Source organism: Chitinophaga eiseniae (assembly GCF_012641265.1).
GTDB lineage: Bacteria > Bacteroidota > Bacteroidia > Chitinophagales > Chitinophagaceae > Chitinophaga > Chitinophaga eiseniae_A.
On the sequence record NZ_JABAHZ010000001.1, the window covers coordinates 697,264 to 715,759 of the forward strand.

Here is an 18,496-nt window from a genome sequence, read left to right on the forward strand (position 1 = left end):
GATGAGCGAAGTTATTTTACAGGCAACACATATCAAAAAGTACTTTCATGACCCGGTAACTGTACCGGTGCTGAACGACCTTAGCTTGTCCGTGAATAAGGGAGAATTTGTATCGGTAGTGGGTAAGTCAGGCTGTGGCAAATCCACGCTGCTGTATGTACTTTCAACGATGGATACGGATTATGAGGGAGAATTATGGATAGAACAGGAGCGCGTAACAGGTCAGAAAGAGAAGCAGCTGGCGCGTATACGCAATGAGAAAATCGGTTTCGTATTCCAGTTTCACTACCTGCTCAATGAATTCAGCGTACTGAAGAATGTGATGTTGCCAGGACTTAAGCTTAATAAATATTCCGCCGAAGAAATAGAGCACCGGGCCATGGAACGGCTTAAAATGCTGTATATCGACGACCTGGCACTGAAGGGCGCCAACCAGTTATCTGGCGGACAAAAACAGCGGGTAGCGATAGCCCGTGCCCTGATCAACGATCCGGCGATCATCATGGGAGATGAACCTACTGGTAACCTGGATAAGAAAAACGGGCAGATTGTATTCGATATCTTTAAAGAACTGGCTACCCACTATCATCAAACGCTGTTGATCGTTACACACGATCCGGAGTTTGCTGAAAATACCAACCGCATTATCGAAATGGAAGACGGACGCGTGATCCGGCATTAATTGCTACAATAGCTTTTTAGCAGCATCTTCCCAATTCAGTATCCGCTCATAGCCTTCTACATGCACATTGTGGTGCCCATGATAGAGGTAAGGTTTCCCCTTAAAGTAAGTAAAGTTACGGATCAGGTCATCGATCATGATATCCGTTTGTACGATAGACTTATCGCCACAAAGACAGAATTGTTTCCAGGTGAGGAAAGGGAAATGTTCCTGTAGCCAATCGTATTTGTCCCGTAAGGAATCGGGAAACTCCATGGCAGCGGATACGATATAGAGCTTGTATTTCTGGTTGAGTTCTTTCAATACTTCCTTCGCATCAGGGAATACATCCAGGTCGCGGAAGAAGCCTGGGGTATTCAGGTATTCCTTGATCTTGTCTTTGTGTTCAGGTGGTACTGCTTCGGTGAATGTTTTGCCGTGTAATTCTTCAGGCGTGAATGTTCTTCCGTAATCCCTGTAATACCATTCCCTGGCTTTTTTAATAGGATCGGCAATGGTTTCGTCCATGTCTATGGCAATAGATAGCTGCATCGTTTCCAGATTTATGGAGCTAATATAATAAAAGGAGCAGAAAGCTAAAAGCAGAAAGCAAAAAGCTATTGTCGGGAATAATCGAAGCGAACATTAAATACTCGCTAAGTTCTTCTGCACAATAGCTTTTTGCTTTCTGCTTTTAGCTTTCCGCTCCTCTACAATCGCTTCAACATAATTTTCCGGTATTCTACTTTCATCGGCGGGCCTACATGCACCTGTACGCCCAGCAATCCTTTGGTTTTGCCGTTTACTTTATCGTTGTCGGTCACATCGCTCATTAACACGCCGTTGATGTAATGTTGGAGGCGATTGCCTTTTATAACAAGGTGACAGCTGTTCCAATCTTCATGTTTGATAAGGGTTTGCAGCGAATCGCTGCTACCCAGGGAGCCGGTCACAATAGCGGCGGTCCAGGCATTATTTTTTATGCCATCGGCTAAAGAAGCGGTAGGCCTGGGGATCGTGGTTATCTGCCCGCGATAGGCCAGGGTAGTGCGTCCCCGTTCTTCATAGTTTTGCCCGGTATACCGGTTAGCTCCGTCTATATCTGCCTGGTAGCCTTTGAGGGCGTGAGGCACATTATCGACCCATACGCTGCGGTAGTTGATACCGCTGTTGCCGCCGCCGGTAATCCGGAACTCGCCGGTGAGTTCAAAGTTAGCCGGTTGTCCACCTTTCCATACCAGGAAAGTATTGGTTTTGAGCAGGGTTTGCGGAGTTACTTCTCCTACCAGGCAGCCGTTTTCTGCGCGCCAGTGGATGGAGTCGCCGTCCCAGCCTTGTAATGTTTTGCCATCGAAGATGGAAACAAAACCGCTGTCGTTGCCCATGCTGTTGCCGGTTTGACAGCTGCTGGCGGAGCATAGCAGCACTACCGCGGCCAATGGCATAAACAATGTGCTGTATCTTTTCAGCATAGTTGATATTTTAAGAGTTTGTTTTTCGTATATCCTTTGGAGATATATTTCGTTTGTCCGGCACCGTTAGTCACGCCGCATGGGTGTCTTTCCACGTACCGGTAGCGGCGGAGTCCTGTACGGCCTGGCAGACTTTCTGTGTTTCAAATGCTTCGCGGAAGGTCGGCGGGCAGGAGCTGCCATCTTCCAGGCTTTTGAGGAAGTCGGCTACCTGGTGAACAAAAGAATGTTCGTAGCCGATACCAAGTCCGGGCACCCACCATTTATTCATATAGGGCTGATCTCCATCTGTTACATGGATAGACCTCCATCCTTTCAGCGTAGAGGCGTCGGCGTTATCGAAGAATTCCAGGCGGTTCAGGTCATGCAGGTCCCAGCGGATGGAAGCATGTTCGCCATTGATTTCAAACGTATATAAAGCTTTATGTCCGCGTGCGTAACGTGTTGATTCAAATAGTCCTAAAGAACCGTTACTGAAGCGGCACATGAAGGAACACGCGTCATCGATATTTACTTTTTCCACCTTACCGGTAAGCTGGTGCATGCGTTCTTTGACGAAGGTTTCTGTCACGGCCGACACCGTAGTGATACTACCATTGAGCCATAAGGCAGTATCGATGCAATGGGAGAGCAGGTCGCCCAGTACGCCCGAACCGGCTACATCTGCGTCCATGCGCCAGAGCCCTTCGCCTCCCTGGGGAAGATTGGCGTTGATCGTCCAATCCTGTAAAAAGTTGGCGCGGTAGTGAAAGATGCGGCCCAGCTTGCCCGAGTCGATGATCTGTTTAGCCAGTGTTACCGCGGGCAACCGGCGATAGTTGTACCATACGGTGTTGGGAACTTTCGCTTTTTCTATCGCGGCTACCATATCGGCCGATTCCCGGAGGGTACGAGCCAACGGCTTCTCACAAAGGATCATTTTACCGGCAGCTGCTGCGGCAATGGCAATTTCTGCATGCTTGTCATTGGGCGTACAGATATCCACTGCATCGATATCGTCCCGGGCAATGAGCGCTTTCCAGTCTGTTTCCACCGACTCATACCCCCATTGTTCGGCGAAGGCCCTGGCCTTGCTTTCGGTGCGGGAACACACGGCTTTCAGTACCGGCTGGTAAGCCAGTTCCGGGAAGAAGTTTTTAACCCGCAGGTAACCGTTGGAATGTGTCCGGCCCATAAAACCGCATCCTATTAATCCTATCCTCAGTGCTTTCTTTGTTGTCATAGTTATCTCTCGTTAGGTGATTGAAAAGCTATTCCTGCCAGCCATGTTGCGCTCTTACAGCGATCATGGCCGCCAGTATATCATTCCAGGTTTTTGCCTGGGTCATTACGGCATTGGGAAACATGCAGCCATCCCAGCAGATATGACGAAAGGCTTTGGTCAGCTGTCCCTGTTCATCGCGCAGCCAGTTGCCGGCATCCACCGGGATGTTCAGCTTGCCGTTAGGATCAGTGGCTAGGCAATGCCGGCCGGTTTTATCGTGGGAACCGGCGCCATGAACAGTACCGTCATTTTGTGCTACATGGAAGTCAACGGTCCACGGGCGTAATGCCTGGGTCAATTGCCGGAGGCCGGCAGTCAGCGCTTCCCGGTCTTTCCAGTCGAAATCCGCAGGCAGGATCCTGTCTTCCGGACTATTATATCCCAGTAAATATAGGAAGGTATGCGACATGTCTGCCTGGAAGCCAATATTAGGGCGATTTACGGCTGCTAAAGTATCTGCCATGGCTCTCCAGCTATGCATACCACCCCAGCAGATTTCGCCTTCTGCTGCCAACCTTTCGCCATAATCCGCCGCTACATCACAGGCTTCCCGGAACGTGGAAGCAATCAATTGAGTGTTGGCAGCAGGGTCTTTGGCCCAGCTCTCCGGAGAAGTGGCGGAATCGATGCGTACGATGCCATGCGGACGGATACCCAGTTCCCGCAGGCGTTGACCAACGCGGCAGGCTTTACGGACCTGCTCCACAAAACGGGCCCGGTCTTCTTTGCTGCCCATGGCAGATCCCCCGCTGGGAGGCCAGATAGGCGCTACCAGGCTACCTATATCCAATCCATAAGCCGCTACTTTGTCGCGCAGTCGCTTCAGGTCATCATCACTGCTATCCACCGGTACATGCGGATCAAATAAACCGATGTCGATGCCATCGAATTTGATACCGTCTACTTCCGCGGCAGCCGTCATTTCCAGCAGTGTATCAAATGAGATGATGGGTTCAGATCGATCTCCTTTGCCTACAATGCCCGGCCAGGTGGCATTGTGGAGCTTTGGAAAGTTGTTATTTTTCATCACGTGGGTGTTTAATGGGTGAGTTACAGCACCAGGTCAGGATTACCCGGACCAAAATGTTTCAGCATTACAATAGGATCGGTGGCGGAGGTATTCACAATTTTCACCCCGGCCATCGCTGCTGCCTCGCTGATGAAATACTCATCATGGGTCAGTTGTCCATAGCGGATCAGGGAAGGGGTTTCAATATCCCATACGCCCATCTTGCCATGTCCCTGCATCATGATCATGCCGTAGGCCGCGTTGTCTTTGATCACTACGGTGGCGCCAGGCGCTATGGTCAGCTCTTTGGCGCTGAAAGCAGCTGATTTGTAACATACCCAGTTTTCCGTATAACCTTCCCCGTTAGCTGCCAGTTTGGGTGGCATAAAACGGTTTTGGAATTGATTGGGATCTACATTCAGTTCCCAGTCAATCACGTCCATGAGTGCATCATAGTCGCCTATGCTTTCCTGCGGGGTGCCGTTCCAAAGTAATACTTCGGGCACAATTGCTTCACTGACGAGCGACTGGTACATGGCAAATACGTCGGACGCTTTTTGTGGTTCGTAGGTACATAAACTACCGGGCGCATGTAATAGTCCCGGCGGCACATCCCAGCCGGTACCAGGTTCCAGGCGATACGCCTGTGAGTAGTTGGTGATTTTGTTATCGCCTTTGGTGAAGTTCATCAGGCATTCCTTGATCTGTTCCCGGCTGGTGCCGGGAGCAATACCCATGAATGTATATGGGAAGTCGCCCCCGTGATTATTCAGTTGCGGCGGAAAATAGTAGGCTTCGGGTTTGCCGGCCTGGCCTATCAGTGCTGCTTTTTCATCGTTGTGATGGATGTGATGGGGCAGTGGTCCCATATTATCGAAGAACTTGGAATACATAGGCCAGGCGCCATATTCATTCCATAACCGTTTTCCGATCAGCAGATCTTTTAACTCGCTGATGGCATCTTTCAGGAGAAACTGCCGGGTATTTTGACCATCCTGCCACACCACCATGCTTAAACCTTCATTTTCGCCGGTTAACGGGCCGTTCTTGGCGGGGGTGGTAGATGACAGCCAACGCTCATCGATGCCGCCACGTTCGCCTCCCAGCACGTAATAGTCGTCGGGGTGCAATTTAATCCGGCGGCCGGGTACACAAAACGACCGGGGCACCCAGGTAGGCGCTAAGCGAAGAATACCTTGTCCCTGTTCAAGCGCTTTTTCAGCGAAACTTATTTTTTCCTTTGCTTCAATCATGTGTCGTGATTTAAAGATCAGTGAGAAATTGTTTTATCGTTGCTTCGGTATGCCATACATCCAGTTCCAGTTCATACCGCCGGCTTTCGCCGGGTTCGAGAAATAACAGGATCCCTTCCCGGCGGGCTTTGGCCTGGCCGGTAGGAGGATGGGTGCCAGGTTCCAGCCCCATCACATATTCGCCCTTACCCCAGTGCTGCCAGTTGGTAAGCACGGGCAACTGTGCTTTTTTGAAACGGAGGGATATCGCCAATGGCAGGCGGGCATTATGTACGCCGCAGGTACACCAGCCCTGAGCATCTGCTTCCGGGTCGATGATAGCAGCTTCTTCTCCGCCACCAGCGTGACTCTCCAATGGCGCCATCCCTTTTTTATAATTATGCGTGTTATTGAAAATGTGATCAGGATTACCTGCCCTGGAAGTCCAGCTGCCCTTCCACAGGATATCGGCGCCTTCATCTACCAGCGGCCAGCCAAAGTTGAAGTGATACAATAACATATGCGGTGCGGTAGTATTCCCGCGATTAATCACTTCGTCCTGTATGCGGATGCCCGCAACGCCCAATGTACCGGAAATCGTTCGCTTCAGCCATAACTGGGGACCTAATGCCTGTACCTGTGCTATAATACCGGTAATGCTCATATCGAAATTACCGGCTACCGGGTCGGGTTGTATAATGGAAATGATTTCCGCCGGCGTATTGCTGATAGGACCATGCAGACCACGTTCGCCATATTCATCGTTTTCTGGTCCGCCTACATGCATCAGGCCACAGGTGGTCATCAATCCACCACCAAAGGTTTGGAGCCAGTCCAAACCTTTGTCTGTTAATCTTTGCGGCGGTATCACCCCGCCATGGCTCAGCCAGGCGAGGCTATGCTGTTGGTAAAAGGCATCTGCTATATCCATGGCCCGGTCCAGCACCACTTTATAACGCAAGCCGGTACCGGTATTGATCCAGGCGATACGGGTGCCCCTGCCGGGACCATTGTCCAATACCGCCGTTTCAATACCACCCAACTGTAAATGGTGGGATATTTTATGAAGCCATGGTTGAGGTGATGAGGTCATCCGCGCATGATTTATTTTTTCGAAAGTGCTACCGGGTGTTTTGTGACTAGAAAGATAGAATCAGATTTATTGCCACCTGCTTTGAGGTAGGCAATGAGATCCCTCAATTCCTCTTCATTCAGGCGGTTAATTAACCCCGGCAACATCACCGATACGGCAGATGCTTTGGTGCCGGCCACCTCTTTCTTCGGCAGTTCCCGTACTTCCTGTGGCGCAAAAGGATTCTGGGAAATAACGTAGTTGTCTTTATCCTGGCTCACCAGCCGCCCTAATACAGAACCGCCATTTTTCAGGGAAAATACGGTAGCAGCATATTGATCGGAAATGGTTTTGCTTGGATCGATGATCGCTTCGAGAATATCCTTGGTAGAAAAGCGGGTGCCAAGCTGGGTCAGGTCCGGACCGGCTACACCACCTTCTCCACGCATGCCATGGCAGGAGCTGCACAAGGCGGTGGCAAACATGGCACGGCCCTGTTCGAAGTTGCGATTCGTTAAGCCGCTGTCGACCACTTTCACGGCTTCTTCTACGGTCCAGCGTCTGCCCGGTCCTTTAGGCTGCGGGAAGCCCTGGGCCAGGTTGCCATTGCTGTTGACCAGTGAATCGCCGGATACCTGGTTGAAGTGCGCATACTCACTTTTCGGAAGGTTGTCCAGCGCATTTTTCCTGGCATTATTGATAAATCCAATGAAGCTATGGCCTCCTTTAAACGTGAAGGCGTGGTAGAACCACTGGAAGTATTGTTCGCGTAAGGCAGGTGTCCAGCCGTTTTTAGCCTGGCTTAATACGGTAGCATACCAGGTTTGTTGTAAGGGAGGCATTTTAGAAAGCATGCCGGCAATGTCGAGCCCATACTGCGGGTTACGCAGGATCAGGTCGGCCGATTGCATGGCGGTTTTTTGCGCAGCGGTATCATCTTTCGCTACTGCCAGCAATGCCATAGTTTTTTCTACTGATTTAGGTGCATCCAGGTACACCAGCACCTTGCTCAGCGAGCGGTTCAGGTCATTGTTGCCGGCGGGATACTGCGGATCGAGGTAGGCGGCTACCTGTCCGGCTAGCGCCGCACCAGGTTTACCCATGCGCACGAAAATAAGCTCAAATGCCCGGAGTAAGTCAATCTGCTGGGAGGGCGACAACTGCGCATAGTTGATCGACATCAGTTGTGGCAGCAGTATTTTCTTTACATCTTCCTTACCCTGGCGGGCCAGCGCAATGCTTCCCTGGATAAGGGTTTCCGGATCTTTTTCCTGCAGTACTTTATTTTGCCACTGACTAACGGGTTGATTTTCTATGGCAATCCTGGCGGCAAAACGAATAAAGCGATCGTTGTCTTTCAGGTAAGGCCAGGCAAAATCTACTGCACCGTCTTTGGGGCCGCCATGGAAGGCTTCCAGCTGTTTACGTATGTTGGCGCCGGCGGTAGGGGCAGCTACTGGCAACGGATCATTGCTTTCTTTGTTGTCTTTGTAGTATACGCGATACAGGTCTGATTCCAGCTTGCGTCCACCGGTAAGGAAGTACAGCGCGCCATCCGGGCCAATAGCGCCATCGGTGAGTGGTAGCGGGGAACCGGACAGGAATTCTTCTGCACTGGCTTTATAGGAGGCGCCATCGGGCTGCAGCTGGATAGCATAGATGATGCCGAAGCTCCAGTCAAACGCAAACAACGATTTGCGGTACTTCTCCGGGAAACGTGCTTTACCACCGTAAATCAGGTTGGTAGGAGAGCCCTGGCCGATATTCAGCAATGGAGGCAGGTTATCCGGGTAGGCAGGCGACCACTTTTCAGTACCCGGACGCCAGCCGTATTCGCTACCACTGGTAACGTGGCAAATACGGGTCGGTCGATACCAGGGTGTTCCAAAATCCCATTCCATATCAGAATCATAGGTGAACATATCCCCATTATCATTGAACGTAAGATCGAAAGGGTTGCGGTAACCGGAGCTGATCAGCTCCCAGTTGGTGCCGGTGGAGTCGAGATGCGCAATCCATCCTCCATGCGTATTTACCGTATTATCGTGACCGTTAGGATCCTTGATAAAAGGAAGTACGTTGTCGATATTCCAGGAAGGGGGCACCTTATAATTATTCATCTCCGGGATTTTGGTGAAATTACCGGCGATCACATAAATGGATTTTTTATCGGGAGAAAGGACAATGCTGTGCGGACCATGTTCTCCTTCTCCTTCCAGTGCTTTCAGGAGTGTGATCTTGTCGAACTGGTCGTCGCCATCGGTATCCTGCAGGCGATACAAACCGCTGCCTTTATTGAAGCGGTCGTCACTGTTGTGGTTCACCATTACGTACAGGCTGTTGAAAGCGTATAGCAGGCCCTGTGCATACCCCATCGCTACCTTTTGGGTAGAGGTGTCGCCGCCGATAATGAGCTTTTCAATTTTCAGTTTGGCCGAATCTTCTCCCACGGCGGGCAACTGCAGCCGGTACAGGTAGCCGTATTGATCCGATACGATCATACGGCCCTTGTCGTCGAAGGTCATGGATACCCAGGATCCCTGCTTGTTATCGCCCGGGCTATACAGCCGTTCTGCTTTAAAATTATCAGGTAATTTCAATGCATCGATTTTCCGGTTGCCGGTTTCCTTGTTTTTTGACGTTGAGTCGTTGCCGTTATTGCAGGCCACAGCTGTTATCACAACGGTGGAAATAAGCGCCAGTAGCCTGAATGGTCTTTTGCGTAACGTGGTCATAAATATATACTTGAATATGTTCCTGAGTTGATACTGCCTGTATGGGTCTTCCGTTGACTATAGCTGTAGTAATATAGTAAACGTTTCTGCCTTTTTCTAGTTTTTTTTACCAACCCTGATTCTGATCAAATTTATTCAGTCGTACTTCTCTTTCAGGAATCGGATACAGTAACTGGAACGGCTGTATGTTATAGGAAGCAGGGCTCAGCCTGGACAACCGTTTCTTTTCTTCAACACCATGCGCGGTCATTACAGCAATGGCTTTGCCGGTGCGCAGCAGCTGGTACCAGCGTTGATCTTCAAACGCCAGCTCTACCCGTTGTTCGTGGAAAACGGTATCGCGGAAGGCCGCCTGGCTCAGGGCAGGAAGCGGGTCCAGCCCGACGCGTTTGCGTACGGGATTGATATACTGCAACGGATCGCCGCTGCCGGTTTCATTCACTGCTTCTGCCAGCATCAGCAATACCTGTGAATAGCGGTACACTGGCCAGTTTTCGTTGGAACGCCCATCTAATGCATAAGGCGGGTGATAAAATTTTTTGATCAGCGGCAACTTACCGCCGAAAGCCACTGACTCAGCAAATGCAGCGTTGGTGGGACTGTCGTACATATAGATGGAAGCATCCTTTCTTTTGTCTTTGGCCTCATAGGCATTTACGATGCTGGGCGTAGGAATGTTGTTGCCGCCCAGGTTACCGTTAAAGCCGGTGAGATCTTTCTTCCCGTTGCGTGGCCCGAAAGTGAAAATGAAGTTGCTGCTTTCTGTTTCCAGTCCCGCATTATACTGCACCGCAAAAATGGATTCTGAGTTATTCTTTTTAGCAGGATCAAAATTATCTGCATAATTATCTACCAGCGAATAATTCAAAGTAAGCACCTGTTGCAGGGTGGTTACTGCTTTAGCATACTCTTTCCTGGTGAGATATACATCGCCTAACAGCGTCAGGGCAGCGCCCTTGGTTGCTCTCCCGGTTTCGCTGGAGGCATAGCTGGCCGGCAGTCCTGCGGCAGCATCGGTAGCATCGGCCATGATCTGCGTATATACTTCTTCTACGCTGGCCCGCTTGGGAGTGGAAGCCTCTTCCGGGCTGGCTACTTCTTTCACCAGCAAGGGCACTGCTCCGAAAAGACGTACCAGGTGAAAGTAATAGAGCGCCCGGAGGAATTTGGCTTCGCCGAGGTACTGTTGTTTAGTTGCGTCATTGGCAAATTTTACGTTATCAATACGACTAATGATTACGTTGGATTGCTGTATGTTTCTGTATAATTGTGCCCAGGTGTTATTCACATAGTTATTGCTGGCGGTGATCAGGAATTCGTCTATCTCTTCCCTTTGCTGCGCACCACGATCGCTTTCATCGTATTGATAGTTGGTATTGTCTGACCGCATTTCTGCCATGGCCCAGTAATCGCTCTTGTACAGGTCCTGCAGCACGCCATAACAGCCATTTACTGCACGTAATACCTGTGCCTCTGAAGTATAATAGTTGGAGCCGCTGGAGAAAGAGTTTGGCTTCACATCGAGCATGCTGTTGCAGCCATTCATGGCAATCGCCAGGAGCGCGATTAAAGATATTTTAGTTTTCATGTTGCTATGCTTTTAGAGGCTGAATTAAAAAGAGAGGTTGGCGCCGAGTGAGTAAATTCTTGGAACCGGGTAGTTGGAATAGTCTATACCCGGTACCAGCGCGCCACTTCCGCCCTTACCCAGGTAGTTGGTCACTTCCGGATTGCCGCTGTATTTCGTAAACAGGATGGCATTTTGCACACTCACATACAAGCGGGCGCTTTGCACAAATCCGAATTTTGGGAAGCTGTATCCCAGCGTAATGTTTTTTATCCAGGCGTAGTTGTTCTTTTCTACGGTCAGGGAGCTTACATCGCGGTACATTACGCGGCCACGTCCGGAACCATTGGTGGTGGGCACTTTGCCGTTGCCGGGATTGGATTCTGATCTCCAGCGGTTAGCTACATCTTTTCTCACGTTGAATACGCCATCTATATTACCATTGTAATCGTTGGTGGCATGCAGGCGGTCGGCGCCCATAGAGCCCACTATCAGTACCCGCAGGTCCCATTTTTTATAGGAGAAGGTGTTGGTCATACCCCAGTTAAAGTCGGGATATGGATTGCCGATGATAGCGAAATCTTCCCGTGGATTAATCACCCCGTTGCCGTTGATGTCTTTAAACCGGATATTACCCGGGATAGCGCCGGGGAAGGCAGGGCCTTTATCTACTTCGGCCTGGTTTTGATAAATGCCGTCAAATACATATCCATACAGCATGGCCAGCGGTTTGCCTACCATGCTGACGTTGGTAGGATTGCCCTCGCTGCTGTTGCCGGAGTAGATAGGTGCATTGTCTTTACCCAGTGCCAGCACTTTGTTGCGGTTAAAGGCGATGTTGAAGTTGGTGCTCCAGGTAAGCGATTTGGTTTCTATGTTCCGGGAGCTGATGCCAATTTCCAGACCCCTGTTTTCCATATCGCCTTTGTTTTCTGTTACGTTGCCAAAGCCGCTGGACTGCGGGATTTCCACATTCAGCAACAGTTCCTGGGTATTTCTTTTATAGGCATCGATGGTGAGGTATAGGCGGTCTTTCAGTAAACCAACGTCAACGCCTATATTTAATTCTTTCATTTTTTCCCAGCCCAGGTTCGGGTTGCCGAGGGAATTCATCACGCGACCGCCGGCCAGTGCTCCACCCAGCACATAGTCGCTGGTGCCGATGTTGCTCATGTAAGAGTAGTTGCCAATATTAAAGTTACCGGTAAATCCATAAGAGGCCCTTACTTTCAGATCGCTGATCAGGCGTGACGACTTCATGAATTCTTCCTGTGATAAGCGCCAGCCGAGGGCTACAGAAGGAAAGGTACCCCAGCGGTTGTTGGCGCCGAACCGGGAAGAACCATCTGATCTGACAGTAGCTGTCACCAGGTATTTATCCTTGTAGGCATAGTTAACCCTCGCAAGATACGACAGCAGGGCCCATTCTGTTTTGTCGGTCCCGCCGGTAATGGTAGCGGCGGCGTTTAATGTTTTGATATCATCATCCGGGTAGTTGGCGCCGTTAAAGCCGGCATAATTTTCTTTCTGTGATTGTACGGTATATCCCAACAGACCGGTAAAGGCATGTCCATTGCTGGTATTGTACTGGTAAGTAAGTGTGTTTTCATTCAGCCAGTTCAGGTAGTTACCACTGGAGTAGTTACCACTGGGGATGCTGGGAGGCGCCGCGTTGGTGTTGCCAATGGTGGAAGGCCGGAAGTACTCTGCACTACCTTCCTGGTAGTCGACGTTGAAGGTGGATTTAAATTTCAGGTTCTTTATAATTTCATATTCGCCATACGTGTTGAACAGTATGCGGGTGCTTTTAGACCGGTTTACAACTTCATTGAGCATCATTACGGGGTTGGGTAAACCGAAGGTACCCGGACTTTGTATGAAGGCGTTATAGCTGCCGTCTTTATTATAGATAGGTTCTATGGGACTGGCAATGCCGAATACGCCGTCGCGGCCTTCGCCGTTGGTGCCGCCTTTGCGGGTAGTGTAGGAGGGCGCCACATTAAACCCAATCTTAAAACGGTCGGAGAGGCTGGCGTCTACATTGGCTCTGACAGAATAGCGCTGGTAGCCGGAATTAATGATCACACCGTCCTGGTTGAAGTAACCGGCAGATACATAGGTTCTTATTTTATCGGTACCGCCGCTTACGCTCAGGTTGATGTCTTGCATAGGCGCTACGCGTGTAATGGCATCAAACCAGTTGGTGCCTTCACCAATCAGTTCGGGATGGCGATAAATTTCCGGAATGTCGGCATCGGTAGGTTCGCGGTGTTCGGTAAAGCGTATATTATCTTCGATAGATTCTTTCCTGAATTGCGCGAACTCTTGTCCGTTCATCAGGTTGGGACGTCCCTTCTGGGGAATCCGTTGGGAGCCGTAGTTGGCGGAAAGCTGCACCGTTGGGATACCGGAGCTGCCTCTTTTAGTGGTGATCAATACCACGCCATTCGCTCCCCTGGAACCGTAGATAGCAGTAGCAGATGCATCTTTCAATACCGCCATGGACTCGATGTCCTGGGGATTAATCGCATTCATAGGGTCCGATACCTGGTCGGAAGAGGAAGCCAGCGGGTAGCCATCCACTACGTACAATGGCTGGCTACCGGCGCCCACCGCACCGATACCGCGTACCTGTACCTGCGGGCCACCACCGGGAATACCATTGGAGGTACTGACCTGTATACCGGCAATCTGTCCGGATAAAGCCTGGTCAGGACCTGCTACCGGCATGTCTTTTACGTTTTTCATAGACACGATGCCTACGGATCCGGTAACGTCCTTTTTCTGTTGGGTACCATAACCAACTACCACTACCTGGTTGAGCACTTTGTTGCTGGGCTCCAGTTGGAGGCTGATTTTAGTGCGGCTTCCCACCGCTACCGTTTTGGAGAGGTACCCGATGATACTGAATACGAGCGAATCTGTGCTGGCAGCGGCAATGGTGTATCGGCCATTGGCATCGCTGAAAGTTCCCTGACTGCTTCCTTTTACGCCAATAGTTACGCTGGGAAGCGGGGAATTGGTACCTACATCGGTGACCTGTCCGCTGATATTGCTTTTCTGGGCATAACTGTTGTACGCACAGCAAAACATAAATAACGAGAACGTGGTGCCAAAAGGTACGAGAATAAGTGGTCGTTTACGATAAAGACTGAGTGCTTTAATCATAACAAGTGGAATTTGTGGTGATGAAACGGCAATGATTTACGGAATCCAATTTAGTCGAAGAATAATACATTCCTGTCCTGTTGTGTCCTGTACTGTCCTGTACTGTCCTGTATCAATCCCCCATTTTTAGGGGCTTTCGGATGAATAGGGTATGAAAAGCACAAAAAAAGATTTAATTTTCGCTTCACTTATCCGATGTTAAGCATTGCAAACCGGAAGTATATCGCTTATAAAATCCGATCCATGAGAATGAAAAAATTGCGTTTACCACTAGTGGCATTATTTGCCCTGTTAAGTACTAACACTTTTGCCCAGCAACAAACAATAGACACGGCCAAACAAAGAAAACAGTTTGAAGAGCTGATGAAGCAGGATTGGGCCTGCCTGAAATGTTTCCAGGAAGAAAATACTAAAGTGGCGCCGCCAAAGGCAGGAGAACAGCGGATCGTATTCATGGGTAACTCCATCACGATTGGCTGGAAGAATGCCCACCCGGAGTTCTTTGAAGGGAAACCCTATATCAACCGCGGTATCAGTGGTCAAACCACCTCACAAATGTTGGTCCGCTTCCGGCCTGATGTGATTAACCTGAAACCCAAAGTGGTGGTAATTTTAGCAGGTACCAACGATATCGCCGGCAACACAGGCTATACGCCGGTGGAAACTATCTTTGGCAACATCGTATCTATGACTGAACTGGCAAAGGCCAACGGTATTAAAGTGGTGCTGTCAACGGTATTGCCAGTATATGAATATCCATGGCGTAAGGGAATGGGCATCGATGCCGTGGGGAAAATAGCAGATCTCAACCAGCGTCTGAAAGAATATGCCGCTAAAAATAGCTGCGTATATCTCGATTATTTTTCCGCTATGGAAGATGATAAAAAGGGCCTGAAAGCAGAGTTGACCTACGATGGGGTACATCCGAATAAAGCGGGTTACCTGGTGATGGAACCGCTGGTGGAAAAGGCAATTGCTACTGCGCTCAAAAAGAAATAGATGCCGGGTTTGGTTAGTATGGCAAAGGAAAATTACGCCACCGCGATAATTTGTTAAAATTTTCTCAACGTGTTTTTTAATCCGGACATTTTCCGCTAACTTCATTACTCACCAAAGAAAAGGAGGTATTCATGTTATCTACAGTATATTCATGGACACCTGCGGTTGATTTAGTTTAACCAAAGGGGGCTCCATTTGAGCACTGTTAACGCTTTGGCGTTAAAGGCATCCTGGCATCGCCGGGATGCCTTTTTCTATTACGGCCCCCGCCGTAATATTATATTTTATATTTTTGTGAGATGAATAATGAATCGTTAAACCCAAAACTAAAATTTAAGTAACATGGCTTTTATTATGGTGGATGTAGAATGCGATGGGCCTATCCCTGGCGACTACTCCATGATTTCATTCGGTGCCGTACTGGTAAATGATACGCTGGACGAAACCTTTTACGGACAACTAAAACCTATATCTGACAAGTTTATTCCCGAAGCATTGGCCGTATCCAACATTACCCGCGAAGAAACCCTGACCTTCGGCGACCCGGTAACCGTGATGACGCATTTCCGGGATTGGATAAAGGAGGTCAGTAACGACCGCCCCATTTTTATCAGCGATAACAACGGTTTCGACTGGATGTTTATCTGTTGGTACTTTCATCATTTCCTGGGTGAAAATCCCTTCGGACATAGCTCCCAGAATCTCGGCAGCATGTACAAGGGCCTGATGAAGGATACGTTTAAAACCTTCAAACATCTGCGTAAAACCGCGCATACACATCATCCCGTAGATGATGCCCGGGGAAACGCAGAAGCCCTGCTGACCATGAAAAAAGAATTAGGGCTTAAAATAAAGTGGTAACCGCCTTATCGCAGGTTTTTGGCCGGGCTGACCAGCCCGGCTTTAATCGCCTGGTAAGCAATGGTGATAGCGGCAATAACGATCGATAAAATAATGGCTACCAGGAAAATACCGCCGCCGATATGCACCTGGTAGGCAAAGTTCTCCAGCCAGTGTTGCATGATATAATAAGTAAGAGGGCCGGCGATACAGAAGGCAACGATGATCAGTACGATAAATTCTTTTGCAAATAAGCCCACAATACTCCATACCGTAGCGCCTAATACTTTTCGGATACTCATTTCTTTGGTACGTTGTACCGCCGCATAAGCTACCAGTCCATAAAGGCCAAAGCACCCAATCAGGATAGCCAGGAAAGAGAAAATCCGGAAGGCGGTATATATTTTTTGTTCCTGCTTGTACATGTCGGCTATCCGGTCATCGAGAAAACGGTAGGCAAACTGGTTATCTGTAAAAATAGCCGACCACACTTTATCGATGGCCGCAATGGTTTGGCCCATATCTGTAGGCTGAATCCTGGCATTGATAGCGCTGAATTCTCCCGGTTCATTGATCAGCACACAGGGCCTTCGTTGCTTGTACCGCGATTCACTCTGGAAATCATGTACTACGCCGGTGATGAGACAGGTATGGCCATTTAAGTTGAAACGCTTTCCTATAGCCTGTTGTGGGTCTTGTATATGTATTTTATGCATCAGGGTTTCATTCACGATCACTTGTCGCACGGTATCACTTTCCCGCTGCCTGTGAACATTTTCTCCTGCCAGTATTTTCATATCAAACATGGGAAGATATTGCTCGTCGATGAATTTAATTTCTGTAACATCATTTTTGGTGATACCGGCATCAGGACAGGTAAAGGGAGCAAAGGCATTGTTGGCCACCGGGTCGCCGGAGCCGAAGCTTAGTTGTTTGATGCCGGGATTCGCCGCCAGTTGTTCACGTACCACCTCCCATTTTGTTTCATCCGGTAAGGGGATGGAAATAACTGCTTCTTTATTGAAGCCCAGGTCTTTGTTTTTCAGGAAATCCATCTGGTAGCCCACAATCAGTGTTCCGGCAATGAGTACCTGGGAAATGCCAAATTGGGCGGATACTAGCACTTTACGAAGTCCTAAACCTTTGAAGCTGATATTGGTATTGGCTTTTAAGGCATTGGTAGGATTGAAGGCAGCTTGTACAAAGGCGGGATACAGCCCCGCTAATAGTATAACCGTTACCGTTATAGCTGCCAGCACCCCCAGTACCACCGGTTGCAACAGCTGGGATACCGGTATGCTTAAATCCATCCAGGTGGCAACCAGGGGGAGGAGCAGCAACGCCGATACAAAACCCAGTATTACCGATATCAGCACAAGTACCGCCGTTTCCGACAGGAACTGCAATACCAGCTGCCCGCGATAAGCGCCCAGCACCTTGCGCACACCGGTTTCCCGGGCCCGGCGGATGGCTTGTACCGTAGCCATATTGATGAAATTGATACAGGCGGTGATGATTATAAACAAGGCAATAGCCGCCAATCCCCAATACGTGGTTTTGCTGGTAGTGGTGTTACCAGGGCTGGAAATATAGCGTTGGTCGAAATGGATATCTTTTAATGGCTGTAGTATCAACTTCGTGGTCTTACTGATATCAGCCCCCCAGTTTTTAGTAATGAAATCAGGCATCCTGCGTTGTAACTGTTCAATAGTGTAGTTTTCAGGCAGCACCACAAAGGTATTGCCCCCCATAATGCGGAAGAATGCGTTGTCGGTTAACACGAGCTTCTTTACAGTTTCAAACGATACCAGCATCGAAAATGCCAGGCTGGAATTCGGGGGTACGTCTTTAATCACGCCAGTAACCTTCAGATCAAACTTATTATCGAGGTTAATGAGCTGCCCAACCGGATCTTTATCTCCGAAATATTTCTGTGCAATAGTCCTGGTCAGTACTACTTCATTAGGCCCTGAGAGAGCATTACGTGGATCACCGGACAACCAGCTGAAGTCAAATACCCGGAAGAAAGCCCCATCGGCAAAGGCATAGCCTTTCTGATTATACCGGGTGTTACCCACCTTCATCAACCCTTTTTCCCGATACCAATATTGCGATACCAGCGGCAACTCCGGAAAGTCATTCTGCATAGCCGGCGTTACAGCCATAGACACGCTGGGATTATAATCCAGCTCGTTGAAGGTTACCCGGTAAGTGCGGTCTGCTTTCTGGTGGAAGCTGTCGTAACTAAGCTCGTTCCTCACAATCAGGAATATAATCAGGCAGGCCGCTATACTCAATGCCAGGCCAAAGGCATTCAGGAACGTATAACGTAGATTATGGCTGATAGCTCTGGCGGCGGTTTTCAGGTAGCTACGGAACATGTAGTGGGTTTTATGTATAGGCCCATTCCACCACTATTTTAAGACCAGGATTCCGGGACTATATTTTTAGCTGAGTTATGTATTGTAATTATTGGA

The 18,496-nt window shown here is 49.2% G+C and carries 13 protein-coding genes; 3 read left to right on the forward strand and 10 right to left on the reverse strand.

Annotated elements, in window-relative coordinates; genetic code table 11:
• Nucleotide 1 precedes the first annotated feature (1 nt).
• Nucleotides 2-682, forward strand: coding sequence for an ABC transporter ATP-binding protein (locus HGH91_RS02735; RefSeq protein ID WP_168736918.1), 681 nt, complete (start codon nt 2-4; stop codon nt 680-682).
• Nucleotides 683-685: 3 nt separating this feature from the next.
• On the opposite strand, the gene HGH91_RS02740 is transcribed toward HGH91_RS02735, so the two are convergent.
• From HGH91_RS02740 to HGH91_RS02780, 9 genes are all read right to left on the reverse strand, one after another.
• Complete coding sequence (locus HGH91_RS02740; protein ID WP_168736919.1) at nt 686-1,213, reverse strand: 5' nucleotidase, NT5C type; 528 nt, start codon at nt 1,211-1,213, stop codon at nt 686-688.
• A gap of 158 nt (nt 1,214-1,371) precedes the next feature.
• On the reverse strand, nt 1,372-2,133 hold the full coding sequence (locus HGH91_RS02745; RefSeq protein WP_168736920.1) for a DUF1080 domain-containing protein: 762 nt from the start codon (nt 2,131-2,133) through the stop codon (nt 1,372-1,374).
• 70 nt (nt 2,134-2,203) lie between these two features.
• A complete protein-coding gene (locus tag HGH91_RS02750; RefSeq protein ID WP_168736921.1) occupies nt 2,204-3,355 on the reverse strand; it encodes a Gfo/Idh/MocA family protein in 1,152 nt (383 codons plus the stop codon).
• A gap of 28 nt (nt 3,356-3,383) precedes the next feature.
• On the reverse strand, nt 3,384-4,424 hold the full coding sequence (locus HGH91_RS02755) for a sugar phosphate isomerase/epimerase family protein (protein ID WP_168736922.1): 1,041 nt from the start codon (nt 4,422-4,424) through the stop codon (nt 3,384-3,386).
• Nucleotides 4,425-4,447: 23 nt separating this feature from the next.
• Nucleotides 4,448-5,659 carry a hypothetical protein gene (locus HGH91_RS02760; RefSeq protein ID WP_168736923.1) on the reverse strand — a complete coding sequence of 404 codons (1,212 nt, stop codon included), beginning with the start codon at nt 5,657-5,659 and terminating at the stop codon, nt 4,448-4,450.
• Between the two features lie 10 nt (nt 5,660-5,669).
• Nucleotides 5,670-6,731 carry an aldose 1-epimerase family protein gene (locus tag HGH91_RS02765; RefSeq protein ID WP_168736924.1) on the reverse strand — a complete coding sequence of 354 codons (1,062 nt, stop codon included), beginning with the start codon at nt 6,729-6,731 and terminating at the stop codon, nt 5,670-5,672.
• An 11-nt stretch (nt 6,732-6,742) separates the two neighbouring features.
• The gene (locus HGH91_RS02770; RefSeq protein ID WP_168736925.1) at nt 6,743-9,445 is read right to left on the reverse strand and encodes a c-type cytochrome; all 2,703 of its coding nucleotides are present in this window, start codon (nt 9,443-9,445) and stop codon (nt 6,743-6,745) included.
• Between the two features lie 106 nt (nt 9,446-9,551).
• Nucleotides 9,552-11,033, reverse strand: a complete 1,482-nt coding sequence (locus HGH91_RS02775; RefSeq protein ID WP_168736926.1) for a RagB/SusD family nutrient uptake outer membrane protein — start codon at nt 11,031-11,033, stop codon at nt 9,552-9,554.
• Between the two features lie 24 nt (nt 11,034-11,057).
• Nucleotides 11,058-14,180, reverse strand: coding sequence for a SusC/RagA family TonB-linked outer membrane protein (locus tag HGH91_RS02780; protein ID WP_168736927.1), 3,123 nt, complete (start codon nt 14,178-14,180; stop codon nt 11,058-11,060).
• Between the two features lie 243 nt (nt 14,181-14,423).
• On the opposite strand from HGH91_RS02780, the gene HGH91_RS02785 reads away from it, so the two are divergent.
• On the forward strand, nt 14,424-15,179 hold the full coding sequence (locus HGH91_RS02785; protein WP_247651639.1) for an SGNH/GDSL hydrolase family protein: 756 nt from the start codon (nt 14,424-14,426) through the stop codon (nt 15,177-15,179).
• A gap of 342 nt (nt 15,180-15,521) precedes the next feature.
• Entirely contained in the window at nt 15,522-16,040 is a 519-nt protein-coding gene (locus tag HGH91_RS02790) for a 3'-5' exoribonuclease domain-containing protein (RefSeq protein ID WP_168736928.1), read from the forward strand.
• A gap of 5 nt (nt 16,041-16,045) precedes the next feature.
• Here HGH91_RS02790 and HGH91_RS02795 read toward each other — a convergent pair whose 3' ends face one another.
• A complete protein-coding gene (locus tag HGH91_RS02795) occupies nt 16,046-18,400 on the reverse strand; it encodes an ABC transporter permease (RefSeq protein ID WP_168736929.1) in 2,355 nt (784 codons plus the stop codon).
• Nucleotides 18,401-18,496 lie beyond the last annotated feature (96 nt).